The sequence below is a fragment of the Streptomyces populi genome (assembly GCF_002911015.1).
Taxonomy (GTDB): domain Bacteria; phylum Actinomycetota; class Actinomycetes; order Streptomycetales; family Streptomycetaceae; genus Streptomyces; species Streptomyces populi.
In genome coordinates this window covers 1-25,546 of sequence record NZ_KZ626841.1, presented here as the reverse complement: position 1 = coordinate 25,546, position 25,546 = coordinate 1, and the positions used below count along the sequence as shown (strand labels likewise).

At 73.9% G+C, this 25,546-nt stretch carries 19 protein-coding genes and 1 pseudogene; 14 read left to right on the top strand and 6 right to left on the bottom strand.

Features of this window, described 5'->3' with window-relative positions:
• Window positions 1-142 precede the first annotated feature (142 nt).
• The 5 genes from CW362_RS01320 (at window position 143) to CW362_RS01300 (ending at window position 7,217) form a co-directional block, all read left to right on the top strand.
• The gene (locus CW362_RS01320; protein WP_103547395.1) at window positions 143-556 is read left to right on the top strand and encodes a PaaI family thioesterase; all 414 of its coding nucleotides are present in this window, start codon (window positions 143-145) and stop codon (window positions 554-556) included.
• A gap of 495 nt (window positions 557-1,051) precedes the next feature.
• Window positions 1,052-1,267, top strand: a complete 216-nt coding sequence (locus tag CW362_RS01315) for a type A2 lantipeptide (RefSeq protein WP_103547394.1) — start codon at window positions 1,052-1,054, stop codon at window positions 1,265-1,267.
• Between the two features lie 91 nt (window positions 1,268-1,358).
• On the top strand, window positions 1,359-2,168 hold the full coding sequence (locus CW362_RS01310; RefSeq protein WP_103547393.1) for an HlyD family efflux transporter periplasmic adaptor subunit: 810 nt from the start codon (window positions 1,359-1,361) through the stop codon (window positions 2,166-2,168).
• Entirely contained in the window at window positions 2,165-4,387 is a 2,223-nt protein-coding gene (locus tag CW362_RS01305) for an NHLP family bacteriocin export ABC transporter peptidase/permease/ATPase subunit (protein ID WP_103547392.1), read from the top strand. The genes CW362_RS01310 and CW362_RS01305 overlap by 4 nt, the downstream gene beginning before the upstream one ends.
• Before the next feature lies 1 nt (window position 4,388).
• Window positions 4,389-7,217 (top strand): NHLP bacteriocin export ABC transporter permease/ATPase subunit, encoded by a 2,829-nt coding sequence (locus CW362_RS01300; RefSeq protein ID WP_103547391.1) that lies wholly within the window; start codon window positions 4,389-4,391, stop codon window positions 7,215-7,217.
• A gap of 4 nt (window positions 7,218-7,221) precedes the next feature.
• On the opposite strand, the gene CW362_RS01295 is transcribed toward CW362_RS01300, so the two are convergent.
• The gene (locus tag CW362_RS01295; protein ID WP_103547390.1) at window positions 7,222-7,758 is read right to left on the bottom strand and encodes an SRPBCC family protein; all 537 of its coding nucleotides are present in this window, start codon (window positions 7,756-7,758) and stop codon (window positions 7,222-7,224) included.
• Between the two features lie 141 nt (window positions 7,759-7,899).
• Window positions 7,900-8,217, bottom strand: a pseudogene (locus CW362_RS01290) (ArsR/SmtB family transcription factor); the annotation flags it as partial.
• 182 nt (window positions 8,218-8,399) lie between these two features.
• Here CW362_RS01290 and CW362_RS01285 point away from each other — a divergent pair.
• A complete protein-coding gene (locus CW362_RS01285) occupies window positions 8,400-9,902 on the top strand; it encodes an MFS transporter (protein WP_103547388.1) in 1,503 nt (500 codons plus the stop codon).
• Window positions 9,903-9,936: 34 nt separating this feature from the next.
• On the opposite strand, the gene CW362_RS01280 is transcribed toward CW362_RS01285, so the two are convergent.
• Both CW362_RS01280 and CW362_RS01275 read right to left on the bottom strand, forming a co-directional pair.
• Window positions 9,937-11,502 (bottom strand): bifunctional phosphatase PAP2/diacylglycerol kinase family protein, encoded by a 1,566-nt coding sequence (locus tag CW362_RS01280; RefSeq protein WP_103547387.1) that lies wholly within the window; start codon window positions 11,500-11,502, stop codon window positions 9,937-9,939.
• 318 nt (window positions 11,503-11,820) lie between these two features.
• Window positions 11,821-12,243 (bottom strand): protease inhibitor, encoded by a 423-nt coding sequence (locus CW362_RS01275; RefSeq protein ID WP_103547386.1) that lies wholly within the window; start codon window positions 12,241-12,243, stop codon window positions 11,821-11,823.
• Between the two features lie 342 nt (window positions 12,244-12,585).
• Between CW362_RS01275 and CW362_RS01270 the strand changes: the two genes are divergently transcribed.
• Complete coding sequence (locus CW362_RS01270) at window positions 12,586-13,137, top strand: hypothetical protein (protein ID WP_103547385.1); 552 nt, start codon at window positions 12,586-12,588, stop codon at window positions 13,135-13,137.
• A 114-nt stretch (window positions 13,138-13,251) separates the two neighbouring features.
• Here the strand turns inward: CW362_RS01270 and CW362_RS01265 are convergent, their stop codons facing one another.
• Entirely contained in the window at window positions 13,252-14,430 is a 1,179-nt protein-coding gene (locus tag CW362_RS01265; RefSeq protein ID WP_103547384.1) for a PucR family transcriptional regulator, read from the bottom strand.
• Window positions 14,431-14,543: 113 nt separating this feature from the next.
• Here CW362_RS01265 and CW362_RS01260 point away from each other — a divergent pair, with 113 nt between their 5' ends.
• The gene (locus CW362_RS01260; RefSeq protein ID WP_103547383.1) at window positions 14,544-15,713 is read left to right on the top strand and encodes a lactate 2-monooxygenase; all 1,170 of its coding nucleotides are present in this window, start codon (window positions 14,544-14,546) and stop codon (window positions 15,711-15,713) included.
• Window positions 15,710-16,684 carry a 2-hydroxyacid dehydrogenase gene (locus tag CW362_RS01255; RefSeq protein ID WP_103547382.1) on the top strand — a complete coding sequence of 325 codons (975 nt, stop codon included), beginning with the start codon at window positions 15,710-15,712 and terminating at the stop codon, window positions 16,682-16,684. The genes CW362_RS01260 and CW362_RS01255 overlap by 4 nt, the downstream gene beginning before the upstream one ends.
• Before the next feature lie 33 nt (window positions 16,685-16,717).
• On the opposite strand, the gene CW362_RS01250 is transcribed toward CW362_RS01255, so the two are convergent.
• Complete coding sequence (locus CW362_RS01250; protein ID WP_103547381.1) at window positions 16,718-18,493, bottom strand: RICIN domain-containing protein; 1,776 nt, start codon at window positions 18,491-18,493, stop codon at window positions 16,718-16,720.
• A gap of 855 nt (window positions 18,494-19,348) precedes the next feature.
• Between CW362_RS01250 and CW362_RS01245 the strand changes: the two genes are divergently transcribed.
• From CW362_RS01245 to CW362_RS01225, 5 genes are all read left to right on the top strand, one after another.
• A complete protein-coding gene (locus tag CW362_RS01245; protein WP_103547380.1) occupies window positions 19,349-21,724 on the top strand; it encodes a SpoIIE family protein phosphatase in 2,376 nt (791 codons plus the stop codon).
• A 572-nt stretch (window positions 21,725-22,296) separates the two neighbouring features.
• Window positions 22,297-23,565 (top strand): arsenic transporter, encoded by a 1,269-nt coding sequence (locus CW362_RS01240; protein WP_103547567.1) that lies wholly within the window; start codon window positions 22,297-22,299, stop codon window positions 23,563-23,565.
• 5 nt (window positions 23,566-23,570) lie between these two features.
• Window positions 23,571-24,077 (top strand): universal stress protein, encoded by a 507-nt coding sequence (locus tag CW362_RS01235; protein WP_103547566.1) that lies wholly within the window; start codon window positions 23,571-23,573, stop codon window positions 24,075-24,077.
• Window positions 24,078-24,290: 213 nt separating this feature from the next.
• Window positions 24,291-25,148, top strand: a complete 858-nt coding sequence (locus tag CW362_RS01230) for an endo alpha-1,4 polygalactosaminidase (RefSeq protein ID WP_103547379.1) — start codon at window positions 24,291-24,293, stop codon at window positions 25,146-25,148.
• An 11-nt stretch (window positions 25,149-25,159) separates the two neighbouring features.
• Window positions 25,160-25,546 (top strand): extracellular solute-binding protein (locus CW362_RS01225; protein WP_162683932.1); only part of this gene is annotated, 387 nt, incomplete at its 3' end.

Below are 25,546 nucleotides of genomic sequence, written 5' to 3'. Positions count from 1 at the left end.
GAGTCAATCAGTCCATTTCCTCCGCCGGAAGATCACCGGAGCGCGGGCGGGACCCCTCGGACCGGAACGGAGCGCCGGACCCGGGAGAGACCGCCGGTCCCGCGCGGCGGGGTCGGCGGCCCGGAGGGGAACAATGCGCCGTATGACACTGACCCTCGTCGAAGCCGACAAGATCCTCGCCGACAACTTCGCCCCCTGGGTGCTCGACCTCGGCCTGTCCGTCACGGAGCTGGACGAGCACCGCGCGGTCCTGCGGCTGCCGTGGTCCGCGCGGCTGGCCCGGGAGGGCGGTTCCCTGTCGGGCCAGGCCCTGATGGCGGCCGCGGACACGGCCACGGTGATCGCGGTCTCCGCGGCCCGCGGCGCCTTCGTCCCCATGACGACGGTCCAGCAGTCCACGAGTTTCCAGCGGGCGGTGACGGACGCGGACGTGCTGATCGAGGCGGTCCTCACCAAACTGGGCCGCCGCATGGCCTTCGCGGACGTCACGATGACCGCCGAGGGCTCGGCGGAGGCCGCCGCGCGGGCGAGCACGGTGTACGCGATCCTCGGCTGACCGACCACGACGGGCGCCGTACCCGCCGCACCGCCCCGGCGGGTACGGAACGCCACCGTCCGACGACGCTGCGTCGACGGTCCGCGGCGGAATCCCGGATTCAGGGAATCTGCACAGCCCGTGCCCAGCGAGGTCACCGCGGCCCGGGGATCTGCACACGCGCGCGCCCCCCTGTGCACCGATGGGCCGGGACTGTCCGATTCGGCACGGGAGTGGCAAGGGAACGGGTGGACCGATGCCGCGCAGCATGTGAAGAAGTGGCCGCGGCAGCGTGTGCGCCCCTGCACGCTTCCTCGCTCATGGAGCACAAATTCCCAGGTGAGAGCCCTGGTTGAGTGGAAGCCCGACGAGCGGCCGTGCTTTGATCCGTGGCACCGCGGAGGTCGCGGACCGGCTCCCGGGAACCGGACGCGACCCGCGGTGGCGGCCGCCGTCTGTCCCCCAGCAGGGCCGCCCTCCCCCCTTGTGAAGACCCATATGAAGGGAAGTTCCGTCATGAACTCCACCCCCCGTGTCGAGACCGCCGAGATCTCCGACGCCGACCTCGACAACGTCTCCGGCGGCCTCTCGCTGAACGCCGTCGGCACCGTCACCGGCCTGGTGGACGGCGTCGCCCCGGTCTCCGGCATCGTGGGCACGGCCATCGGCACCGTCGAGGGTGTGACCGGCCTGAACACCGCCCCGGTCACCGGTCTGGTCGCCGGTCTCTGATCGCGTCTCACGCCGCCGAGTCCCGGAGCCGCCCCACCGGTTCCGGGACTCCCGGGTGCCGTGAGCCTCTCGAACAGGTGAGAAGAGACCCGTGCAGTTCCGCCAACAGGCCCTCGCCAGACTGCGGTCGCCCGAAGAGCTCGACCTTCCGGTACGCCTCGCCCGCCCGCAGGGCCGGCTCGCGCTGGCCGTGACGGTGCTCGCCATGGCCGCCGCCTCCGTCTGGGCCGTGACCGGCACCGTCGCCTCCACCGTCGGCGCGCCGGCCGTCCTCACCCACGCGCAGGGCAGTTACATCCTCCAGAGCCCCGTCGCCGGGCAGGTCACCGCGGTCCTCGTGAAGGAGGGCGCGCGGCTCCCCGAGAACGCTCCCGTCCTCAAGGTGCGTACGGCACAGGGCGACACGGCCGTCGTGCGCGCGGTCGCCGCCGGCCGGGTCACCGCCCTGGCCGCCACCATCGGCGCGATCATCTCGACGGGCGCGAACGTCGCCGCCGTCGAAAAGGTCGCCCACGCCGGCGACCCCTTGTACGCGACGGTGTACGTCTCCGCCGCGAGTGCCGCCGCCATTCCCGCGGGAGCCGCCGTCGACCTCACCGTCCAGTCGGTGCCCGCCCAGCGCTACGGAGTGCTGCGCGGCCATGTGAGGACCGTGGGGCGCGGCGCGCAGACCCGGCAGCAGATCGCCGCCTACCTCGGTGACGCCCAACTGGGCGAGCAGTTCAGCCGGAAGGGCAGGCCGGTCGCCGTACTGGTCGCGCTGGACCGCTCGTCCGCCGGCCGCAGCGGCCTGAAGTGGTCGTCCGCGGACGGGCCGCCCTACGCGCTCGACTCCATGACCCTGGCCACGGCGTCCGTCCGGCTGGCCGGTCAGCGCCCCCTCGACTGGCTCCTGCCGTGAGCGCCGCACCGGAGACCCGCGGCAGACGGCGCGCCGCCCCGCCCCGGCGCAGCGTCCCGAAGACCCGGGTCAGGAGTGTCCGCACCCCCACCGTGCTCCAGATGGAGGCGGTCGAGTGTGGTGCGGCGTCCCTCGCCATGGTGCTCGGCCACCACGGCCGGCACGTCCCGCTCGAGGAGCTGCGCATCGCGTGCGGTGTCTCGCGGGACGGTTCACGCGCGAGCAACCTGCTGAAAGCGGCGCGCGGTTACGGTCTGACCGCCAAGGGCATGCAGATGGACACCGCCGCGCTCGCCGAGGTGCGGGGACCCGCGATCCTCTTCTGGGAGTTCAACCACTACGTCGTGTACGACGGCATGGGCCGCCGCCTCGGACGCCGGGGCGTGTTCGTCAACGACCCCGGCAAGGGCCGTCGTTTCGTGCCGATGGAGGACTTCGACACCAGCTTCACCGGGGTCGTCCTGACCATGGAGCCCGGCCCCGGCTTCCGCAGGGGCGGTCGCAGACCGGGGGTGCTGGGCGCCATGCCGGCCCGGCTGCGCGGCACTTCGGGCACGATGCCCGTCGCGGTGCTGGCGAGTCTGCTGCTGGTGGCGGTCGGCGCGGCCGTGCCGGCGCTCAGCCGGACGTTCATCGACCAGTACCTGATCGGCGGCCAGAGCTCGCTGCTCGGCGTGCTGTTCGCGTCGATGGGCGCCTCGGTGCTGCTGACGGTGGTGCTCACCTGGCTCCAGCAGGCCAACCTGCTGCGCGGCCGGATCATCTCCTCGACGCTCTCCAGCGCCCGGTTCCTGCGGCATCTCCTGCGGCTGCCGGTCACCTTCTTCTCCCAGCGCAGCCCCGCCGACCTGGTGCAGCGGCTCCAGTCGAACGACGCGGTGGCCGAGACCCTGGCCCGCGATCTCGCCGCGGCGGGAGTGGACGCGGTCGTCGTCGTGCTGTACGCGGTACTGCTGTACACCTACGACCCCGAGCTCACGGCCGTCGGCATCGGTGTCGCGCTGCTCAACGTGGTGGCGATGCGCGTGGTGATCCGGCTGCGCGCCACCCGCACCGCGAAACTGCGCGCCGACACCGCCCGGCTGACCAACACCGCCTACACCGGGCTCCAGTTGATCGAGACGATGAAGGCCACCGGCGGTGAGGACGGCTACTTCCGCAAGTGGGCCGGACAGCACGCCACCACGCTGGAGGAGCAGCAGCGCCTCGGCGTGCCGAGCGCGTGGCTGGGCGTGGTCGCGCCGACGCTCGCGATGATCGACAGCGCGCTGATCCTGTGGATCGGCGGGCTGCGGGCGGTCGAGGGCCAGGTGTCCGTGGGTCTGCTGGTCGCCTTCCAGGCGCTGGTCACCCGGTTCACGGCGCCGATCACCCGGCTCAACGGCGTCGCGGGCCGCATCCAGGACTTCGCGGCCGACGTGGCGAGGCTCAAGGACGTGGAGAACTTCCGTACCGACCCGCTCTACGACCGCCCCGGCGCCGGTGGATCCACCCGGCGGCTGCGGGGTCTCGTGGAGCTGGAGAACATCACGTTCGGCTACAGCCCCCTCGACGAGCCGCTGCTCACCGGTTTCTCCCTCACCGTGGGGCCCGGGCAGCAGGTCGCGCTAGTCGGCGGTTCGGGCAGCGGCAAGTCGACGGTGTCCCGGCTGATCTCGGGCCTGTACACGCCGTGGGAGGGCACGATCCGTATCGACGGCCGCCGTCTGGAGGACATACCGCGCGGAGCGCTCGCGTCGTCGGTGTCCTTCGTCGACCAGGACGTGTTCCTGTTCGAGGGGACCGTCCGCGACAACGTGGCGCTGTGGGACCCCTCGATCCCCGACGAGGCGGTTTCCGCCGCGCTCGAGGACGCGGCGCTGTACGACGTCGTCGCGCGCCGGCCCGGCGGGATCCACAGCCGGGTGGAGCAGGACGGGCGGAACTTCTCCGGCGGTCAGCGGCAACGCCTGGAGATCGCGCGGGCGTTGGTCCGCCGGCCCAGCATCCTGGTGCTGGACGAGGTGACCAGCGCCCTGGACGCGGAGACGGAGCAGACCGTCATGGACAACCTGCGCCGGCGCGGCTGCGCCTGCGTGGTGATCGCGCACCGGCTGAGCACGGTCCGGGACAGCGACGAGATCGTCGTGCTCGAACACGGCTCGGTCGTGGAGCGCGGGCGGCACGAGGCACTGGTGGCGGCCGGCGGCGCCTACGCCGCCCTGGTCAGGGAGCGTTGAGATGACCACGGTTCACGAGGGCGTCCACGAGCAGGACCTCGTGCTCGGGGCGCTCGCCGGCATGGGGTCCCCGGTCGGCCACGCGGGCCTGAGCCGTCTCGATCTGGAGGGTCCGCAGGTCCTGTGGCTCGTGGTCGCGGGGGCCATGGACCTGTTCGCGGTCGACGCGGCCGGGGAGGGGCACTGGCACCATCTCGGCCGGCTCGAAGCGGGCTCCCTGCTGCTCGGTCCGGTGACGGGTCCTCAGCACACCTTGGTGGGGCGGCCGTTGCGGGGCTGTGAGCTGCGCCGGATCGGACTGCGCGAGCTGTACGAACCGGCCGGCACCGCGACCTGGTCGTACGACGCGTACGGCAATCCGCAGCTGGTGCCGCCCGTGTCGAGCCCCCTGGAGCACGCCCTCGCGCTCGGCGTGGGGCGTGGTCTCACCGTCCTGTTCCAGGCGCCGACGGCCGCCGGGAACGCACCGGCGCCTACCGACGACGACGTGTTCTGGATGCGGGTCCCGCCGGGGAGCGTGCGGTACGGCTCGCTGTACGGGGCCGAGGCCGCGGCCGATCTGCTGATGGACCCGGGCCTCTGGCAGGGGATGGTCGACCAGCAGTACCGGCTGCTGTCCACGCTGGACCGCTGGATCGAGGAGCTGGAGGCCGGCCACGAGGACCGCGCGGCGGCGGGCATCAAGGCGGGCGAGGCCGTCCGCGACCAGGCGGACCGGGCGCTGCTCGCCTCGATCGGCAGGCGGACCTCCAAGCGGCCGACGGCGGCCGAGGCCGACGCCACGTACGCGGCCTGCGAGCTGGTCGCCCGTGCGGCCGGGATCACCCTGGCCGGACGGTCGGGCGGCGGCGCGGAGAGCGAACGGCTCGACCCCGTCGAACGGATCGCGCTCGCCTCACGGCTGCGCACCCGTTCCGTACGGCTGGACGGGCGCTGGTGGCGTGACGACATCGGCCCGCTGGTCGGCAGCCGGGCGGTGTCCGGCGCTCCGGTGGCCCTGCTGTGGCGGCGCGGCGGCTACGTCGCCGTGACGCCCTCGTCCGGGCGGGAGACGCCGGTCGAGAGGGCCAACGCCCCGGAGTTCGAGCCGCGGGCCGTGATGTTCTACCGCCCGCTGCCCGAGCGGCGGCTCGGCCCGCTGCGCCTGCTGCGGTTCGCCCTGGCCGGGACGGGCGGGGATCTGCGCAACCTCGCGGTCAGCGCTCTGGTGACCGTGGCGATCGGCGCCCTGGTGCCCGTCGCGACCGGCCGGGTGCTGGGCAGTTACGTACCGCGGGCGGAGCACGGCCTCATCGCGCAGGTCTGTCTCGCGCTGATGGTCACCAGCGTCGTGTCGGCGGCGTTCATGCTGTTGCAGAACCTCACCCTGCTGCGGATGGAGGGCCGGATCGAGGCGACGCTCCAACCCGCCGTGTGGGACCGCCTGTTGCGACTTCCCACCTCGTTCTTCACCACTCGTTCGACCGGTGAGCTCGCGAGTGCCGCCATGGGCGTGAGCGCGATCCGGCGCCTGCTCGCGGGAGTCGGCCCCACGCTGGCGCAGGCGGGCACGGTCGGCGCGATGAACCTGGGCCTGCTGCTCTGGTACAGCGTGCCCATGGCGCTGGCCGCGACGGGCATGCTCGCGGTCGTCGCGGCGGTGTTCCTGGGTCTGGGCCTGTGGCAGGTGCGCGGGCAGCGCCGCCTGGTCGCGCTGGGCAACAAGCTCAACAACCAGGCGTTCCAGACCCTGCGCGGACTGCCCAAGCTGCGGGTCGCGGCGGCCGAGAACTACGCGTACGCGGCCTGGGCGGGCGAGTTCGCGCGCAGCCGTGAACTCCAGGGGCGGGTGGGCCGCGTCAAGAACCTGACCACGGTGATGGGCGCGGTGTACCTGCCGCTGTGCACCCTGCTGATGTTCATGCTCCTGGCGGGCCCGGCGCGCGGTTCGCTGTCGGCCGCGGAGTTCCTCACGTTCAACACGTCGCTGACGATGCTGCTGACGTCGGTCACCCAGATCACCGGGGCGCTCGTCTCCGCGGCGGCCGCGCTGCCGATGTTCGAGGAGATCAGGCCGGTGCTCGACGCGACGCCCGAGGTGCGCGGGGCGAGTACGCGTCCCGGTGTCCTGTCGGGGGCGATCGAGGCACGGCGGCTGTCGTTCCGGTACGCCGACGACGGTCCGCTCGTCCTCGACGACGTGTCGTTCGCCGTCCGGCCGGGCGAGTTCGTCGCGGTCGTCGGCCCGAGCGGCTGCGGCAAGTCCACCCTGCTGCGGCTGCTGATCGGCTTCGACAGGCCGGTCTCGGGCAGCGTGCTGTACGACGGCCAGGACCTCGGCGCCCTGGACCGGTCCGCGGTACGGCGGCAGTGCGGTGTGGTGCTCCAGCACGCGCAGCCCTTCACCGGGTCGATCCTCGACTGCATCTGCGGCACCGAGCCGTACACGCCGGAGGAGGCGATGGAGGCGGCCGAGATGGCGGGGCTGGCCGAGGACATCAGGCGGATGCCGATGGGGCTGCACACGCTCGTGGCGGGCAGCGGGGCGATCTCGGGCGGCCAGCGTCAACGCCTCATGATCGCGCAGGCGTTGATACGGCGGCCCCGCATCCTGTTCCTCGACGAGGCGACCAGCGCCCTGGACAACGCGACGCAGCGCACGGTGATCGAGAGCACCAAGGCGCTGAACGCCACCCGGGTGGTGATCGCGCACCGGCTGTCGACGGTGCTGGACGCGGACCGCGTCATCGTGATGGAGAACGGCCGGATCGCCCAGCAGGGCCCGCCCGCGGAGCTGCTGGCGGACACGGGCGGGCGGCTGCACGAGCTGGTGCGGCGGCAGCTGGCCTGAGCGGTCAGCCCGCGCCCGGGACGGGAGCGCCGGAGGGGACGCCCGCTTCGACGTAGGCGTCGTAGATCCCCTTCCAGGCCGCCTCTCCCCCGGCGTGCGGGCCCTCGGGGCGTTCCCCGCGGGCCGCCGCGTCGAGGGCGGCGAGGCACACCTCCCAGCCGGCGCCGTTGCGGGCGGCGGCGTCCGGGGCGGCGAGCACGTCGGTGAGCGTGAAGCGGGTGCGGCCGGCGTCGAGGGCCTCGAGGTCGAAGCGCAGTTCGTCACCGCCCCACTCGAAGGAGAGGTGGCGGGGCGGGTCGACGGCGAGGACACGCCCCGTCGACTCCGGCATGTTCGGATCGCCGCTGAACGTGATCGCGCCGCCGGGGCGCAGCTCGATCTCGGCGCGGGAGGGGAACCACCCGGCCAGTTCGCCGGGGTCGGTCACGAACCGCCAGACGCGGTCGACGGGGTGGTCGTAGACGCGGCTGAAGCGGACGGCGGGGCGGCCGTCGTCCAGGGTGAGGTACGTGCCGGTGCGTGCGGTGGCTTCGGCGGACATGGTGACTCACTCCTTCGACGAGGGTGGCTTCGGCGTCGGCGCCCCCGGTACGGGCGCCCCGGTCCGGGTCGCTTCGCCGTCCGGCCGTCTCCGGCCGGGCGGGAACGGCTCTTCCGGACGGTCCGACGGACCGCCCGCCGCGTCGGCCGGGCTCTCGTCCAGACGGCGGCCGAGGGCGTCCAGGCTCTCGTTCCACAGCGCCCGGTACGGGGCGAGCCAGGCGTCGAGTGCGGCGATCGGGGCGGGATCGAGGGCGTAGACCCGGCGCTGGGCGTCCTGCCGTACCCGCACGAGCCCCGCCTCGCGCAGTACCCGCAGGTGCTTCGAGGTGCCGGGCTGGCTGAGTCCGCAGGCCTCGACGAGTTCGCCGACGGTCCGGGGGCGCTCCAGCAGGAGCGCGACGATGGCCCGCCGCCGGTGGTCGGCGAGGGCCGCCCAGAGCGCGGTGTCGTCGGACATGACTCCAATATTTCTCGTTGGTTATATAGCTGTCAAGGAATGCATGGGACGCACGTCACATCCGGCCACCTAACGAAACGTTGCCGTTTCGCTCGACGAGGTCTAGGGTCGGATCGTCGATGTGTACGAAACCGTTTCGTTTACGTGCACGCCCCGAGCGACTTCCCTGGAGTGCTTCTCCCATGTCCCAGACCCTGACCAAAGGCACCGGCGCGGGTGCCGCGGGCACCGCGTCCGCCGCCGCGTCGAAGCGCCGGTGGTGGATCCTCTCGATCATCGGCATCGCCCAGCTGATGGTGGTCCTCGACGCGACCATCGTGAACATCGCCCTGCCCTCCGCCCAGGCGGACCTCGGCTTCTCCGACGGCAGTCGGCAGTGGATCGTCACCGCGTACTCGCTCGCCTTCGCCTCCCTGCTCCTCCTCGGCGGGCGCATCGCGGACCTCTTCGGCCGCAAGCCCGCGTTCCTCGTCGGCGTCGCCGGGTTCGCCGCCGCCTCGGTCCTGGGCGGCGCCTCGACCGGATTCGGGATGCTGGTCACCGCGCGCGCCCTGCAGGGCGTGTTCGGCGCCCTCCTCGCCCCGGCCGCCCTCTCCCTGCTGAACACGACGTTCACCGACGCCAAGGAGCGCGCCAAGGCGTTCAGCGTGTACGGCGCCATCGCCGGGGCCGGCGGCGCGGTGGGCCTGCTGCTCGGCGGCCTGCTGACCGACGCCCTCGACTGGCGCTGGACGCTGTTCGTCAACCTCGTCTTCGCGCTCGTCGCCTTCGCGGGCGGCTGGGTCCTGCTGAGCGGTCACCGCGACGCGGCGGGCTCCAAGCTGGACCTGCCGGGCACCGTGCTGGTCTCCACCGGCCTCTTCTCCCTGGTCTACGGCTTCTCCAACGCCGAGACGCACGACTGGAGCTCGCCCGCCACCTGGGGCTTCCTCGTCGCGGGCGGTGTCCTGCTGGCCGCGTTCGCGTGGTGGCAGACCCGGGCGGCGCACCCGCTGCTGCCGATGCGCGTCCTGCTCGACCGCAACCGGGCCGCCTCGTTCCTCACGGTCCTGATCACCGGCGCGGGCATGTTCGGCGTCTTCCTCTTCCTCACCTACTACCTCCAGCTGAACCTCGGTTTCAGCCCCACGAGGACCGGCGTGGCCTTCCTGCCGATGATGGCGGCCCTGATGGTCATGGCGCAGGTCTCCACCACGGTCCTGGTGCCCCGCATCGGACCGAAGGCGGTCATCCCCGCGGGCTTCGCGGTCGCCGCGCTCGGCATGGCCTGGCTGACCGGCATCGGCGTCGGCTCGTCCTTCTCGACCGACGTCCTGCCCCAGCTGCTGCTGATCGGCGCCGGCCTCGGCATGGTGATGCCGCCCGCCATGTCGCTGGCCACCGACGGCATCGCCCCCGAGGACGCGGGTGTCGCCTCCGCGACCGTCAACACCATGCAGCAGGTGGGCGGTTCGATCGGCACCGCGCTGCTGAACACGCTCGCCGCGAGCGCGGCGACCAGCTACCTCGCGGGCAAGGACGTGACGGACAAGCTGGTCCAGGCCCAGTCGACGATCGAGAGCTACACCACCGCCTTCTGGTGGTCGGCCGGCTTCTTCGCCGCGGGAGCCCTCATCGCGCTCGTGCTCTACCGCCGCGGCAGGCCGGTCCAGGACCCGGACGCCGCACCCGTCGTCCACATGTGACCGGTCCCTGACCGGGTTCCGGCCCGGTCACCCGTCAGGCCGAGGGGCCGCCGTCCGCAGGGAGACGGCGGCCCCTCACCCGTGACCGCGCGGAGGCCCGGCCCGCCTCCTGGACCGTTTCGCCCGGCTCCCGGACGGGCCGGTACACGACCAGGGCCCGGTACTCCTTCTCCAGCCTCAGCCCGGCCGCGCCGAGGCGCGGTTCGCCGTCGTACGCGAGGGCGTCCGCGCCGGTGATCCCCTCCAGCTCCACCCAGGGGACCCGCTCCGCCTCGTAGACCCGTGAGTGCTCCAGGGTCCCGAGGGCCGCGGCGGCGACGGCCCGGGTGCGGGCGAGGCGACGGCCGGCGTCGACCAGGCGCACGTCGAGCAGATCCTCGTCCAGCCTCGGCCGGAAGGCGGGAGCGATCCCTTCCGGCACGTAATGGCCGTTGCCCGCGAGGAACAGCCACAGGCGGCGGGGCCGGCCGTTGACGTTCAGTTCGACGGGGCGGGCGGCGCCCAGCACCCGGAGCAGGGCGACGGCCGCAGCCGGCACGTCGGCCCAGCGCCGCTCCAACCGCGCCCGCAGCCGCACGAGTTCGGGGTACGGGCCGATGCTGAACTCGTTGAGGAACCAGGTGTCCTCCCCCGTGCCCGAACGGGCGACGCCGATGTCCACCGACACCGCCTCGCCGCGGGCGACCGCGACGGAGGCGGCCTCGAAGTCCGGGACGCCCACGTCCAGCGCGAAGCGGTCGGCGGCGCCGTCGGGGAACACGGCCAGCGCCAGTCCCCGTTCGGCCGCCTCGTGGGCGGCGGCGGCGATCCCGGCGCCGCTCCCGCAGACACCGAGCGCGCCGCCGGTCCCCACGGCCCGGTCGGCCGCCGCGGCGAGCAGCTCCGTGAAGTCGTCGTCGGGGCCCCGCTCGACCACCTCGGCCTCGGGCAGCAGGGCGCGCAGCCGCCGGACGTACATCGGCTGCACCTCGGGGTCCCCGGCACCGGCCGGGTCGTCGACGACGACGACCAGCCCCTTGCCGAGCGGCAGTGCGGGCGCCCGCGCCGCGGGCCGCTCCCGCTCCGGCACGACGGGGCGCGGCGGCCACCAGCGGCAGGTGAGGGCGGCCGCGCCCGCGCCGATGGCCACGCCGGCGAGGACGTCTCCCGGGTAGTGGACCCCCACGTAGACGCGCGAGAAGGCGACGGCGGCGGCCACGGGCGCGACGAGGACGCCGTACCGCTTGGACTCCAGGGCGACGGCGGTGGCGAAGGCCGCGGCGGAGGCGGAGTGTCCCGACGGGAAGGACGTGGTGTGCGGCTGGCGGGCCAGGTGCCGGATCGCGGGAACGCCTTCCAGCAGCGGGCGGGGGCGGCGGGCGCTCCACTTCACCAGCGTGTTGACGGTGAACGAGGCCAGGGCCAGCGAGCCGAGGCCCCGCAGCGCCGCCCGGCGTCCGGCCGGCCCGCCGACGAGGCCGATCCCCGCGGCCGCGCCGAACCACAGGCGGCCGTGGTTGGCCGCGTGGCTCAGCCGCCGCAGCGCCGGATCGGCTCCCGGCACCCGCGCGGTGGCCACCCGCGTGAACAGCCGCTGGTCCCAGTCGAGGAGTGCGCCCATGGTCCACCGCTACCCCACTCCGGCCGCCCCCGCATCCCGGGCGCCCCGGAACGGTGACACCGGAGGTCCGCGAGACGCACGGCCCGCTCCGGCGTGGTACGGGACGGGCCGGGCGCCCGCGGCGGCACCCCGCGGCGGGTGACGCCCGTACCGCCGCCGAGCGGGCGGCCGCACGCGGACATGCCGAGGGCCGGTCGACGGCCCCACTCCGTCTGACCGGCCCTCGGTGCGAAATCACATGGCGCTTCGTGTCGGAGCCCGCACTCCCCAGCTACGGATCCCGGTCCATGTCCACGACGGCCACGCGATCCCGGTCTCTCAGAACGCGAAGACCGTCATCCCGTAGGAGTTCTTCACGCACTCGTTGGCGAAGGTGTGCTCGTACGAGACGCGCTTGCCCTGCCAGACGCCTTCCACCGTGACGACCACGGGGTCGTACTGCCTGGTACAGAAGACATCGTTCCTGGGTGTCAACGCGTCGAAGTCACCCTTGACCGCGCGGAGTTCGGCGCAGGCGTCGGGTGCGGCGGGATGGGTCCCGGAAGCCGTCGGGGCGCAGTTGAGGGTGACCGCGCGTTCCGGAGTCGCGGCGGCGGCGGTCTGGCCGTGGCCCGTGGTGAGCACCAGGGCGGAGGGGGCGTAGAGCCCGGACGGGGCTGCGTGGGCGGACCCGACGAGGGGGCCGCAGACGGCGGTGGCCGTCAGGGTGAGAGTCGCTGCCCAACGCGCGGTGTTCGGCATTGTGTGCATCCTTCCGCTCGATCGAAATGCGATACCGGCTCGGTCGGTGCCGGATCGGCGAGCGCGAGTCTGCCGAGTCCGCACAGGAAACACACATCGACCCCACATTTTTCGGTAACTTTGAGTATTGAATCAGTGGCTCGAAGTCACAGAATTCGAACGCCTGAGGCCCGTAACTGAGCGGCCCCCGACGATCGCCGACGGCCGCCTGGCCGGAATGACACGGCTCAGCAATAGGCCTGAAACATTCCGCTTGGACCGGCACGCCGCCTCGACTTCCGCTGTCGGCGGACTCCCCCGGCACCCCTTGCGCTTCGATCGCGAGAGAGTAATCGTGATTACATGATTACATCGGAGCAACATGAGAAGCTGCGCGGCTGGTTCGCCGGCCGCCTGCCCGACGACCTCTTCGAGAGCCTGACCGAGGTCACGGCCGACCGGGAGGAGATCACCGTCGTCGGCCGCATCCCCGAGCCGAAGTTCGCCGAAGGCGCCTCGGACGCCGAGAAGGAGGCGGCGCTCCGGGCCCGTGTCCAGGAATTCCGCGAGCGCACCCGCGAGGACCGCGTGGAGGTGGCCCGCGAGGCGGAGCACCGCTTCCGCAAGAAGGTCTCCTGGGGCGTGGAGTGCGGCACCGAGCGCGCCCTGTTCACCCATGTCGCCGCGCCCGTCATGACACGGCTGCGCCAACCCGAACGCGAGGTGCTCGACACGCTCGTCGCGGCCGGGGTCGCCCGCAGCCGCAGTGACGCCCTGGCCTGGTGCGTCCGTCTCGTGCAGCGGCACACCGACGACTGGCTGGGCGAACTGCGCGAATCGCTGGAGCACGTGCAGCGGGTCCGCGCACAGGGCCCGGACGCGGGACCGGGAGCCGCTCCCGGCGACGAGGAGTGAGCGGACCGGCGCGTTCCGGCCACACCGTGCGGGGCGCCATGGCACCGGCGTCCGCCCCGCCCCACGCGGCCGCCGGGCCGGCCGGGCGTCTCCCGTGCCGGGTCCCCGGAGTCCTCAGTCGCGGATCGTCCGGGCGATGTCCAGGGTGAGCCGGTGCCAGGGGTCGCGGGGATCGCGGCCGGTCAGTTCGCGGACCCGGCGCAGGCGGTAGCGCAGGGACTGCGGATGGAGGTGCAGGGCCCGCGCGGCGGCGTTCGCCGAGCCCGAGTCGATGTACGTCGTGAGGGCCTCCAGCAGGTGCCCCTGCGCGGCTTCGGTGAGCGGCCCGAGCACCAGCCGCGCGATGTGGTCCGGCGCGGCGGCCGGACGCCCGGCGAGCAGGGCGAGGACCTGCGCGTCGGCGTCGGTGAGCACGTGCCCGGACCGGTGGGCGTGGGCCGGTGCGGTGTCGAGCGCGTCGGCGGCGAGCCGGTGCGCGAGGGCGATCCGCTCCAGGCTCTCGCCGGTGACGACGCACCCGCGCCAGGACCGTTCGCCCAGGACCGCTCCCACGCGCACCGCCGCCGCGAGCGGCAGCAGCAGGACGGCCCGGGAACCCCGCACCGTCGCCAGCGGCGTCGTCTCGTCCCCGGGGACGGCCAGCGCGTCGAGCAGGTCCGTCGCCGTCCCGTGCGCCGGATCGGGCCGGTCCGCGGCGGCCGGCTCCGCCACCAGCAGGGCGCAGGGGTCCGGGAGCCGGACGCCCAGCAGGGCGGAGCGGTCGGTCAGCGCGCCCACCGAGGCGTGCCGCCCGGCGATCAGGTCGTCGAGCAGCAGCCGCAGCGCCCGGCTCCGGTCGCCGGCCAGGTCCTCGCTGGTGGCGGCGTACGCGGTGGCCATCTCCTCGGAGAGGGTGTCGAGGCTGACGAGGAGCATGCGGGCCAGCGCGAAGGCGTCGGCGGCGCCGAGGCGGGGCGCGCGGGCGGCGACCTCGTCCGTGAGGACGGTGCCCGCGACCCGGTAGGCGCGCAGCACCGCCCGCACCGGGCGCCCGTCCGCCGCCCGGGCCGAGGCGATGCCCCGGAAACGCCTCAGGTCGGCCGGTCCCAGGGCGCCGTCGGTGGCCCACAGGTGGAGCAGCCTCTCCAGGCCCCAGGCCGCGATGGCCCGTACCTCGGGCAGCCGGCTGTCGTCGAGCGCCGCGTACACCGGGACCTGTTCGTGGACCGCGGCGACGATCGCCTCCACGACCCCCGGGTCGGCGACCATCTCCTGCCGGATGCGTTCCCGGATCCCGGACGGCTTGTTTGTCACACCGTGATGATTCCAGCCGCACGTTGTGCGCACCACGGTGGACGGGACTTGTCACCCTCGCCAGGATCGACCCCGTACAGCGCGGTCTTGGGGACGAGAGGCGGGACGTACGGATGGCGAAGCACTGGGCCGACTTCCAGTACGAGATCTATCTGAACGGGATGACGGGCGCCGTGCCGCGGCTGCCCACCGATCTGACGCGGCTGGAGGAGCTGACCGAGCGGCGGCTCGGCCCCGGCCCGGTCGGCTACGTGGCGGGGAGCGCGGGCGACGGCAGCACGGCGCGCGCCAACCGGGAGGCCCTCGCCCGGCGCCGGATCGTGCCGCGCATGCTGCGGGACGTCCACGACCGCGACCTGTCCGTGGAGGTGCTGGGGCGCCCGCTGCCCGCGCCGCTCGCGCTCGCGCCGATCGGCGTGCTGTCGATCATGCACCCGGACGCGGAGTGCGCCGCGGCGCGCGCCGCCGCCGCGCAGGGCGTCCCGTACGTCCTGTCCTCGGCCTCCAGCACCCCCATGGAGCAGGTCGCCGAGGCCATGGGGGACGGCGAGCGCTGGTTCCAGCTGTACTGGGCGAAGGACCGCGAGGTCACCCGCAGCTTCCTGGACCGGGCGAAGGCGGCCGGGTTCACCGCGCTGTTCGTCACCCTGGACACCCCGCTGCTGGCCTGGCGCCCGCGCGACCTGGACCAGGCGTACCTGCCGTTCCTGCACGGCGTGGGCACCGCCAACTACTTCTCCGACCCGGCGTTCCGGGCGGGGCTCGCCAAGCCGGTGCACGAGGACCCGAACGCGGCCGTGATGCACTTCGTGAGCATGTTCGCGGACCCCGGCAAGACCTGGCCGGACCTGGCCTTCCTGCGGGAGAACTGGGACGGGCCCATCGTCCTCAAGGGCATCCTGCACCCGGACGACGCCCGGCACGCCGCCGACGCCGGGATGGACGGCGTGGTGGTCTCCAACCACGGCGGCCGGCAGGTGGCGGGGTCCGTCGCGGCCGCCGACGCGCTGCCCCGGGTGGCGGCGGCGGTGGGCGAGCGGCTCACCGTGCTCTTCGACAGCGGTGTCCGCACCGGCGACGACGTCTTCAAGGCGCTCGCCCTCGGCGCGCGGGCGGTGCTCGTCGGACGCCCCTACGCCTACGGTCTCGCCCTCGACGGGCAGGCGGGCGTCGAGCACGTCGTCCGCTGTCTGCTCGCCGAGTTCGACCTCACCCTGGCCCTGTCCGGGCACTCCCGCCCGGCCTCCCTCGGCCCCGACGACCTGATCGAGGACAACGCATGACCGTCACCAAGAACGTGCTCGCCGTCGTCTCCCCTCACGTGGGCGGCCGTACGGCGGGAGCCGCGCTCGCCACGCTCTTCCCCGGACAGGCCCGCGTCACCGTCGTGGAGGCCACGGACGAGGACCCCGCCGCGCTGCGCGAGGCCCATGTCGTGGTGACCGGCCTCGGCCCGGTCACCGCCGAACACATCGCGGCCGCACCCGAGTTGGAACTCATCCAGTGCGCCAGCCACGGCTTCGACTACGTCGACCTGGACGCGGCGCGCGAGCGGGGCGTACCCGTGTGCAACATCGGCTCCAGCGGCGCCGAGAAGCAGAACGTGGCCGAGCAGACCTTCGCCCTCATGCTCGCCCTGGCCAAGCAACTGGTTCCCGCCCACACCGCGTTGACCGAGGCGGACTGGGCGCTGCCCCGGCTCCAGCAGTCGATCACCGAACTGTCCGGCAAGACGCTCGGCATCGTGGGACTCGGCCACATCGGCGAGGAGGTCGCCCGGCGCGCGGTCGCCTTCGACATGAGCGTCGTGTACGCCGGGCCCACGCGCGCCTCCGCCGAGACGGAGGCCCGGCTCGGCGCCCGCCATGTCGAACTGGAGGAGCTGCTGCGCGTGTCGGACTACATCACCCTGCACGCGCCGCTCACCGAGGCGACCCGCCATCTGCTGGACGCCGAGCGGCTCGCGCTGCTCAAGCCGACCGCGTTCGTCGTCAACACCTCGCGGGGCGCCCTGATCGACCAGGACGCCCTCGCGGACGCGCTGCACGCGGGCGCCCTCGCCGGAGCCGGGCTCGACGTCTTCGACCCCGAACCGCCCACTCCGGCGCTGCGGTTGCTCAAGGCGCCGAACGTCGTGCTCTCCCCGCACGTCGCCGGCGTCACCCGCGAGACGCTCGTACGGATCGCGCTCGCGGCCGTGCGGAACGCGGCGGACTTCGTCGCGGGCGAGCCGCCCCGGGACGTCGTCTCGTAGCCGTGACCGCGTACCGGCGGACCGGGGGCCTCCCTAGCTCCCGGTCCGCCAGCGCTGTATGCCGGAGTAGTCGCGGACCTTGACCACGATGTCGGCGGCCGGGTGCGTGGACGCGGGCGCGACGGCCAGTCCACCGCGGCCGCGGGACAGGATCTCGCCCTCCGCCGTGAGGGTGTAGCGCTGGTCCTCGCGCCGCTCGTCGCCCTTGCCGGCGCAGGGACCGAGGAGCAGGACCCCGTCGTCCGACCGCGCGTCGAGGCACAGCCGCCCGTCGGCGGCGCTGCGCAGCAGCCCGTCCCGCTCGTGGACCCATTGCTGGGTCGGGGCGGACGAGCACGCCTCCTGCGTGGCCTCGGCGCCTTCCACGGCCCTGGCGTCCCGGACGTCGAGGCACAGGCCGGAGTCCATGTTGCGCAGCCGGGTGTGTTCGCCCTTGACGGAGGTCCCGGCCGCGGCGGACGGCGTGGACGTCACGGGCGGGACCTGAGAGCCCTGGCCGGGTGGCAGGGACCGGCTGCTGCTCGCGCCGATGGAGGCGGCGGTGTCGGTGCCGCCCTCCTCGTTCGGCCACAGGCTGACCGCGAGGACGGCCGCCAGCAGGGCGGCCGACAGACCGGCCCCGGTGACCAGCGCCTGTCGGGACCCCTCCGTCGGCCTGATGGCCCGGCGTCCGGTCGAGGAGAACAAGGGCTGCGGACGACGGCGTCCGCCCGCGCCGGGCCGCCCGTCGGCCGCCGCGCCGCTCCCGGAGCGCCCCTCGCCGCCGGGGCGTCCGTCCGTGCCGGATCCCCCGCGGACCGCCGGGCCCTCGCCGTTCTCCGGACGCACGTCGTCCCCGGAGCGTCCGCCCTTTCCGGGGCGCTCACGGCCCGCCGGGCGTCCCTCACCGAGAAGACGCCCGCTCTTCCCGGTTCGCTCACCGCCCCGCTGCCGCTTGCCGCCGAACGGCGAGCCGCCGCGGGACCGCAGCAGCTGCCGTCCGCGCGCCCGGCGGGAGTCGAAGTAGCGGCGGGCGCCCCAGCCGAGCACGGACTCCGCGATCAGGATCCCCAGCCCGCCCTCGAAATGGCCGAGTTGCGCCGCCGCGTGACGGCAGTAGGAGCACTCCGACAGGTGCTGCTGGACATCCGGCAGCAAAGGTCCGCCGCGCCGGATCGGCACGTCGAGGAGCCGGTTGTGGAAACGGCATTCCCTGGTCGGGGCGAATTCCAGATGGGCGCGCAGGCAGCCCTGGCGGAATTGCTCACGGGCCTGTTCCCAGGCGGCCGCCGCGACGTCGGCCTCCATGCCCAGAAGACCGGCCGGCACGGACAGCGACTCGGCCTCCACCTCGGTGTGCCACAACAGGCACCGGGCCGCGCCCGGAAGAGCGAGGAAAGCGTGCTCGGCGAGCTTGCGGTTTTCGGCCGTCATCGACTGCGCCGCGCGCATGCCGCGGCCCCCCGCGGGTTTCCGCAGGGCAGGCAGGGCTTCGCATATCCGGTCGTCCGCCGCCCAGCTCCGGACCGTGTCCCGGACGGTCACGAGGAGCAGGGGCCGCAGCGCGAGGGCGGGCTCGCCCGCGCCGAGGCCGTCGAGGACGTGGTGGAAGGAGGCCTCGGTGACCATGGAGGCGACCTGCGACGAGGTGGCGAGGCAGATCACCGCGTAGTCGTACGCCGGGCGCCAGTGCCGGGCCGTCAGCAGGGCGACGGGACGGGTGGTGTCGGCGTCCGCCCCGTCTCTCAGCAGAGCGGCGAGGCCGTCGTCGGGCTCGCCGAAATATCCGCCGGGCGGACGGTCGGGCAGCGGCGGGTGGGGGGTGCGCACGGGAGCGGGTTCCTTCCGAGGTGCAAGGTGGCACACAGGACGTGCTTGCCCGTCGAAAAGGAGTCCCGATTGGTGTGGACCTTTTGACGGAGCGCCGGGAGAACGGCCGGGGACGAAGGCCGTGCGGCGACCGTCGCTCAGGGAGCCTCTTGAGCTCGTCGACAGCCGGGAATGGCGAACAGCGATTCAGACCCGGCCCTTGACCAAGCGCGGGAGGCTCACCCTCGCACAACACACTCGTGACCAACAAGGCGCATGGGCGAGATCAGCCTTATTGAAAGAATGTCAAAAGCGATCGGCGGTCCCGCGGGACCGTACCGGCTTTCGATATTCCGTGCGCCCCGTGTGAATCGCGCACGCACACCGGGTTCTCGCGCACGCTCCCCGCGCACCGGCCTCCGTAGTCCACTGGGACCGGCCCTTCTCGAACGGCCTCGCGCGAGACGGCGGGCCCTCCCGCGCGAACCCGGCCGCCGACCCCGTTCCTCCCGCCCTCGGTCGGCGGCCCCGGGAAGGCTCCGACGCCCGGCGCCGCCGTCCGCCGATCGAGCCGCCCCCGCCCACCCGCCACGAGCGGCGGGCTCTCGCCCCCTGGGGCCGTCGCCCGGCAACTGCCCGTGCTCGCGCGGATCCTGACGCGGGACGCACGGAGTTCGCGGGTCCGGCCGTGCCGGGTCCGGCCGTCGCCTCCGGCGCTCGCCCTGGTCCCGCGAGCCGCACCGGCCGGGAACGCACCCGCGAACGGCTGTCCGGGCCCTTCGGGTTCGGGGGTGCGCGAGACGCCCAGCCACTAGGCTGGAGCCCGGACGACGCGCTTGTTCACTGTGAGTGTGCGCACGAGGGAAAGTGGCGACGATGAGCCCGGTCCACCCTCTCGACGAGGCCGCCACCGCACGGGCGGTCATCGACGGGAACGGCACCCTGATCCACTGGAGCGAGGGCGCTCGCCGACTCCTCGGCTACCCGTCCGAGGAGGTCGAGGGCCGCCCGGCGGCGGATCTCCTGGCCTCCTCGGACACCGTCCCGCTCCCCGGGGCCGGCGACGACCGCCGCAGCGGAGTGCTAGGCCTGCGCCACCGCGACGGCCGGGTGCTGTCCGTGTGGCTGCTCGCCCACCGTCTGGAGAAGGGCGGCGACTGGCTCGTGCTCACCCCGCTGGAGGGCCGGGAGCCCCGCACCCCGGAGGACCCACTGGTGCGCGCGCTCCTCGCCCAGGCGCCCTGCGCCATGGCCGTCTACGACGAGCGGCTGCGACTGTACGGCCTCAACGACGCGATGTCCGAGGTGATCGGCCTCCCGGAGGACCGCATCCGGGGCCTCAGGGTCTCCGAGATCGGTGCCCGGCAGACCGGCGAGCGGCTGGAACGCGAGATGGCCGAGGTCCTCGCCTCCGGCCGGGGGCGTGACGTGGAGACGTACGCGCGCGCCGGCGGCGAGAACCGGGCGCACCACTGGCTCGCGCGGATCGCCCCGCTCACCGACACCCACGGACGGGTGATCGGCGTGTGCGTGGCCGCGCACGACTTCACCGAGCAGTACCGGGCGCGTGAGCGGCTCCAGCTGGTCAACGAGGCGAGCGTGCGCATCGGCACCACCCTCGACGTCACCCTGACGGCCCAGGAGCTGGCCGACGTCTGCGTCCCCGCTCTCGCCGACTTCGTCAGCGTCGATCTGCTGGACCCCCCGGAGAACGGGGGCGAGTACCGCGTCGGGCCGCCGACCGCCCCGGTCACGCTGCGCCGCGCCGCCCACCGGTCGGTGAACGCGGGCGACCCGGAAGCGGTCGTACGGCCCGGCGACGCCGCCGTCTATCCCGCGTCCTCGCCGCAGGCCGACTCGCTGATCGCCGACCGGCCCCTCGTCGCGCCGAACGGGACCGGCACGCTGGAGGAATGGCTGAGCTGGGACGGACCGCGCGGCAGACACGTCCGGGAGTACGGCGTCCACGCCACCATGTCGGTGCCCGTCCGGGCCCGCGGCCGGACCCTCGGGGTCGTCGTCCTCAGCCGGTTCCGGCGGCCCGACCCCTTCACCGCCGACGACGTGCTGCTGGCCGAGGAGGTCACGGCCAGGGCCGCCGTCTGCATCGACAACGCCCGCCGTTTCTCCCGCGAGCGGCAGACCGCGCTGGCCCTGCAGCGCAGCCTGCTCCCCCAGACCCTTCCCCGGACGGCGGCCCTGGAGGCGGCGTCGCGTTATCTGCCCGCGGCGCGTGCCGGGGTCGGCGGTGACTGGTTCGACGTGATCCCGCTGTCCGGGATGCGGGTCGCCATGGTCGTCGGCGACGTCATCGGCAGCGGCGTCCAGGCCTCGGCCACGATGGGCCGGCTGCGCACCGCCGTCCGTACGCTCGCCGACATCGACCTGGCGCCGGACGAGCTGCTCACCCACCTCGACGACCTCGTCGTACGGCTCTCCGCCGAGGCCGGGGCCGAGGGGACCGCCGCGGAGGTGGGCGCCACCTGCGTCTACGCGGTGTACGACCCGGTCTCGCGGCGCTGCACGCTCGCCGGCGCCGGTCATCCACCGCCCCTCGTCCTGCCACCGGACGGACCGCCCCGGCAGGTCGACATGCCGCCCGGTCCGGCGCTCGGCGTGGGCGGACTGCCCTTCGAGTCGGTCGAGCTCGACCTGCCCGAGGGCACGGTGCTCGCCCTGTACACCGACGGCCTGCTCGAGAGCCGCGAACGGGACGTCGACACCGGCCTGCGGCTGTTCTGCCGGGCCCTGGAGGAGTCGTCACGGCACCTGGAGGAGGCGGCCCACGCGATCCTGCGGGCCCTGCTTCCCGCGGGCGGCGCACCGGACGACGTGGCGCTGCTGCTCGCCCGTACCCAGGGCCTCGCCGCGTCCGACGTGGCGACCTGGGACATCCCCGCCGACCCCGCCCTCGTCGCGCCGATCCGCAAGCAGGTCTCGGGTCAGCTGGAGGTCTGGGGACTGACCGCGGCCACGTTCACGGCCGAGCTGGTGGTGAGCGAACTGGTCACCAACGCCATCCGCTACGGCGAACCGCCCATCCGGCTGCGGCTCATCCACGGCTCCGAGACGCTGATCTGCGAGGTCTCGGACAGCAGTCCCACCGCGCCGCACCTGCGCCGGGCGAAGACCTTCGACGAGGGCGGGCGCGGGCTGCTCCTCGTCGCCCAGCTCACCCAGCGCTGGGGCAGCCGGCACACCCCGGAGGGCAAGACCATCTGGGCGGAGCTGACCCTCCTCGACGAGGAGTGACAGCCCCTCAGGGGCGGGGCGGCAGCGGTCACCGGGGCCGTCCGGGACGGGTGGCGGCCGGTCACCCGCCCGGCGTCGGCCGTCCGGAGGCGTGCGGCGGGCACTCCACCGGTCCGGCGCGCGGACCGTTCGCGGGCCAGGGGCGTGAAGGGCCGGACAATACCCGGCGCCGGGCCGCCCGGGGGCGGGCCGCCCGGGGGCGGGCCGCCCGGGGGCGGGCCGCCCCGGGGAGGCCGGGCCGTCCGGGGGTGCCGGGGGCGGGGGTGCTTCCTCCGTCCGGAGCCAGGGCCGTGCGGGACGGGTCCGGGTCGGCGCGGTGGCGTGACGGGAGGGTGTTCGCAGGTCGGCGGGTCCTTGTCTGATGTGATGGAGGGTGCCGCCATCACCGTCCGGAGGACACCATCCTGAACAGCCCGCTCGTCCAAGGCCTCCCCGGCGTGGCCGGCACCCGGCTCGCCGAATCGCTCTCCGCCGGTCAGGGCGCTCAGCTCACCGGGGCGTTCTCCGCCGGTCCCGGTGCCCACGTCCCCGCGCCGCACCCCGGCGGTGCCGGCACCGCTCTCGCCGGGACGCTGGCCGCGGCCCTCGGCAGCCCGCTCGCCGAGACGCTGTCCGTCGTCCTGCTCGCGGCGGTCCTCGTCTGCGCGGTGGTACGGCCGTTCGGCTGGCCGGAGGCGGTCGTGGCCGTGCCCGCCGCGGGGCTGGTCCTCGCCACCGGGGCGATCTCCTGGGACCACGCCCGGGCGGAGGCGGCCCATCTGGGTCCGGTGATCGGCTTCCTGGCGGCCGTCCTCGTCCTGGCCAAGTTCTGCGACGACGAGGGGCTCTTCCAGGCGTGCGGCGCCTGGATGGCCCGCTGGGCCGCGGGGCAGCCGGGCCGGCTGCTGACGGCAGTGTTCGTGCTCGCCTCGGCGATCACGGCGGTCCTCAGCCTGGACGCCACCATCGTGCTGCTCACCCCGGTGGTGTTCGCGACGGCCGCACGCATGGGGGCCCGCCCGAAACCGCACGTGTACGCGTGCACCCACCTGTCGAACACCGCCTCGCTGCTCCTGCCGGTCTCCAACCTCACCAACCTGCTCGCGTTCACCGCCAGCGGCCTGAGCTTCACCCGGTTCGCCGCGCTGATGGTGCTGCCCTGGCTGGCCGCGATCGGCGCCGAGTACCTGGTCTTCCGGCGCTTCTTCGCCCGGGACCTCGCGGCCGGCGCGTCCGCCCGGCGCGCGGAGGAACCGCCGGAGGTGCCGCTGTTCGCCCTGATCACCGTGGGCTGCACCCTGGCCGGGTTCGTCCTCGCCTCGGCCGTCGGGATCGACCCGGCCTGGTCCGCCGCCGCGGGGGCGCTCGTCCTGGCCGGCCGGGCCCTCGTCCGCCGCCGCACCACCCCGCTCACCGTGGTGCGCGCCGCCGCGCCGTCCTTCCTCGCCTTCGTCCTCGCGCTCGGCATCGTCGTCCGCGCGGTGGTCGACAACGGTCTGGCCGGCGCCCTCGACGACCTCCTTCCGGACGGCGGCTCGCTTCCGGCGCTGCTCGGCGTCGCCGCGCTCGCCGCCGTCCTGGCCAATCTGATCAACAACCTGCCCGCGGTCCTCGTCCTGCTGCCGCTGGCCGCCGACTCGGGCGCGGGCGCGGTGCTGGCCGTCCTGCTCGGCGTCAACATCGGGCCCAATCTGACGTACGCCGGTTCCCTCGCGACGCTGCTGTGGCGGCGTATCGTGCATCAGCACGAACACGGCGTCGACCTCAAGGAGTTCACCCGGCTGGGCCTGATCGCGGTGCCCGCGGCACTGGTCCCCGCCGTACTGGCGCTGTGGGTCTCGCTCCACGTCATCGGAGGCTGATGGGCATGCGGGTGGTCGTCTGGCTGGTCGAGGGAACCTGGCCCGCGTGCGTGGACGCCGTACGGACGCACGCTCCCGGCGCGACGGACGTGGTGCTGCTGCACGTCACGGACCCCGCCGTGCCCGGTCTCGCGCACGGCGCCTTCGCGGGGCTCCTCGGACGCGGACGCTCCGAGCCCGATCCCGGTGACCTCCTGGAGAGCCTCGGCACGGTCTCCGCGGCCGAGCTCCTCGACGCGGCGGCCCAGCGGCTCGGCGGCCCGGCGACCCCCCTGGAGCGCACCGGCCGGGTGGAGCGGGAGGTGGTCGCCGCGGCCGAGGGCGCCGGTCTGCTCGTGCTGGCCCGCGACGGCGACCGCAGCCGGCTCGGTCCGCACAGCCTGGGACCGGCCGGACGCTTCGTCGTCGACCACGCCCCCTGCCCGGTGCTGCTCGTGTGGCCCGAACCGGCACCGGACGTCACGACGCTCCCGCCCCCGCCGCCGCATCCTCCGCACCACCCGCATCCCTGAGGGCGGGTCCGCCCGCCCCGGCGGCTTCCTCCGCCGGGGCGGGCACTTGACGAAGTCGGGCATGCACGATTTGATCCTCTGCGTGCCGTGGTGCGACCCGGCACGCAGAGGTGCGCCCAGCCGGTAACGGACCACGTTCAAGTCCGGCCAAAGTCGCCAGGATCGCTCGAAGCGTCCGAGGCGGGGACGTACTCGCGATTTGATGGAGCGGACATGCCCCCCGTCAAACGTGTTCTCCGCCGCGGAGTCCTGGGCACGGCCACGTCCCTGGCCGCTCTCCTGACCCTCGCGGGCTGCGGCGCGGACCGGGACACGAGCGCCTCGCCGAGACCGGCGACAGGCTCCGTCCGGACCGCCACCGCCGTCGGACTCCCCCCGCTCCACGCGGGGTTCGACTACCAGATCGGCGGTGCCTACCCGCCGGCCGCCGACGTCCGCATCGTCAGCCGCGACCGCTCCTCCTCCCCGGTCCGGGGCCTGTACAACATCTGCTACGTCAACGCCTTCCAGGCCCAGCCCGAGGAGCGCGGGCAGTGGCCCGCCGACCTGCTGCTGCGGGACGCGGACGGCGAGGTCGTCGTCGACGAGGACTGGAACGAGGCGCTGCTGGACATCCGGACGCCGGACAAGCGGCGGAGGGTGGCCGAGCGGGTCGAGCGGTGGATCGACGACTGCGCCGACAAGGGGTTCGACGCCGTCGAGCCCGACAACTACGACAGCTACACCCGCTCCGAAAAGCTGCTGACCGCGGACGACGCCACCGCGTTCATCACCCTGCTCTCGCGGCACGCGCACGAACGGCATCTGGCGATCGGTCAGAAGAACACCGCCGAACTCGCGGGACTGAGGAAACGGACCGGGCTCGACTTCGCGGTCGCGGAGGAGTGCGGCGAGTACGACGAGTGCGGCACGTACGCGCAGGCCTTCCACGACCGGGTGGTGGTCGTCGAGTACACCGACAGCGGCCTGCGCAAGGCCCGTTCGGCCTTCGGCGGCCGGCTGAGCATCGTGCGCCGGGACGTGAACGTCTCGACACCCGGCAGCGCGGACTACGTCCGCAGGACCCGCTGAGGGAGGCCCGGATGACACGCGCGATCGCGCGGCGCCGGCTGTTCCTCGGAGCGGCGGCGGCCGGGGCCCTGGCGGGCTGCGGCGCCTCCCCTGACGGCGTCGGCGCCGACGGCCGGGTGACCGTCGAGCTGTGGCACGGCCAGAACGACACGGCCAGGAAGGCCGTGGAGGCGCTGGTCGCCGAGTTCAACCGCGCCCACCCGCACATACGGGTGGACAGTTCGGGCGGCGGGGTGGTGGCCGACGCCATGCTCCAGAAGGTGACGGCCGCGCTCGCCGCCGGCTCCTACCCCGACATCGCCTACATCTTCGGCTCGGACCTGGCGAGCGTCGCCCGCAGCCCCCGGGTCGTCGACCTGACGTCCACGATGCGCGAGGGCACCCCGCCGTGGGACTCC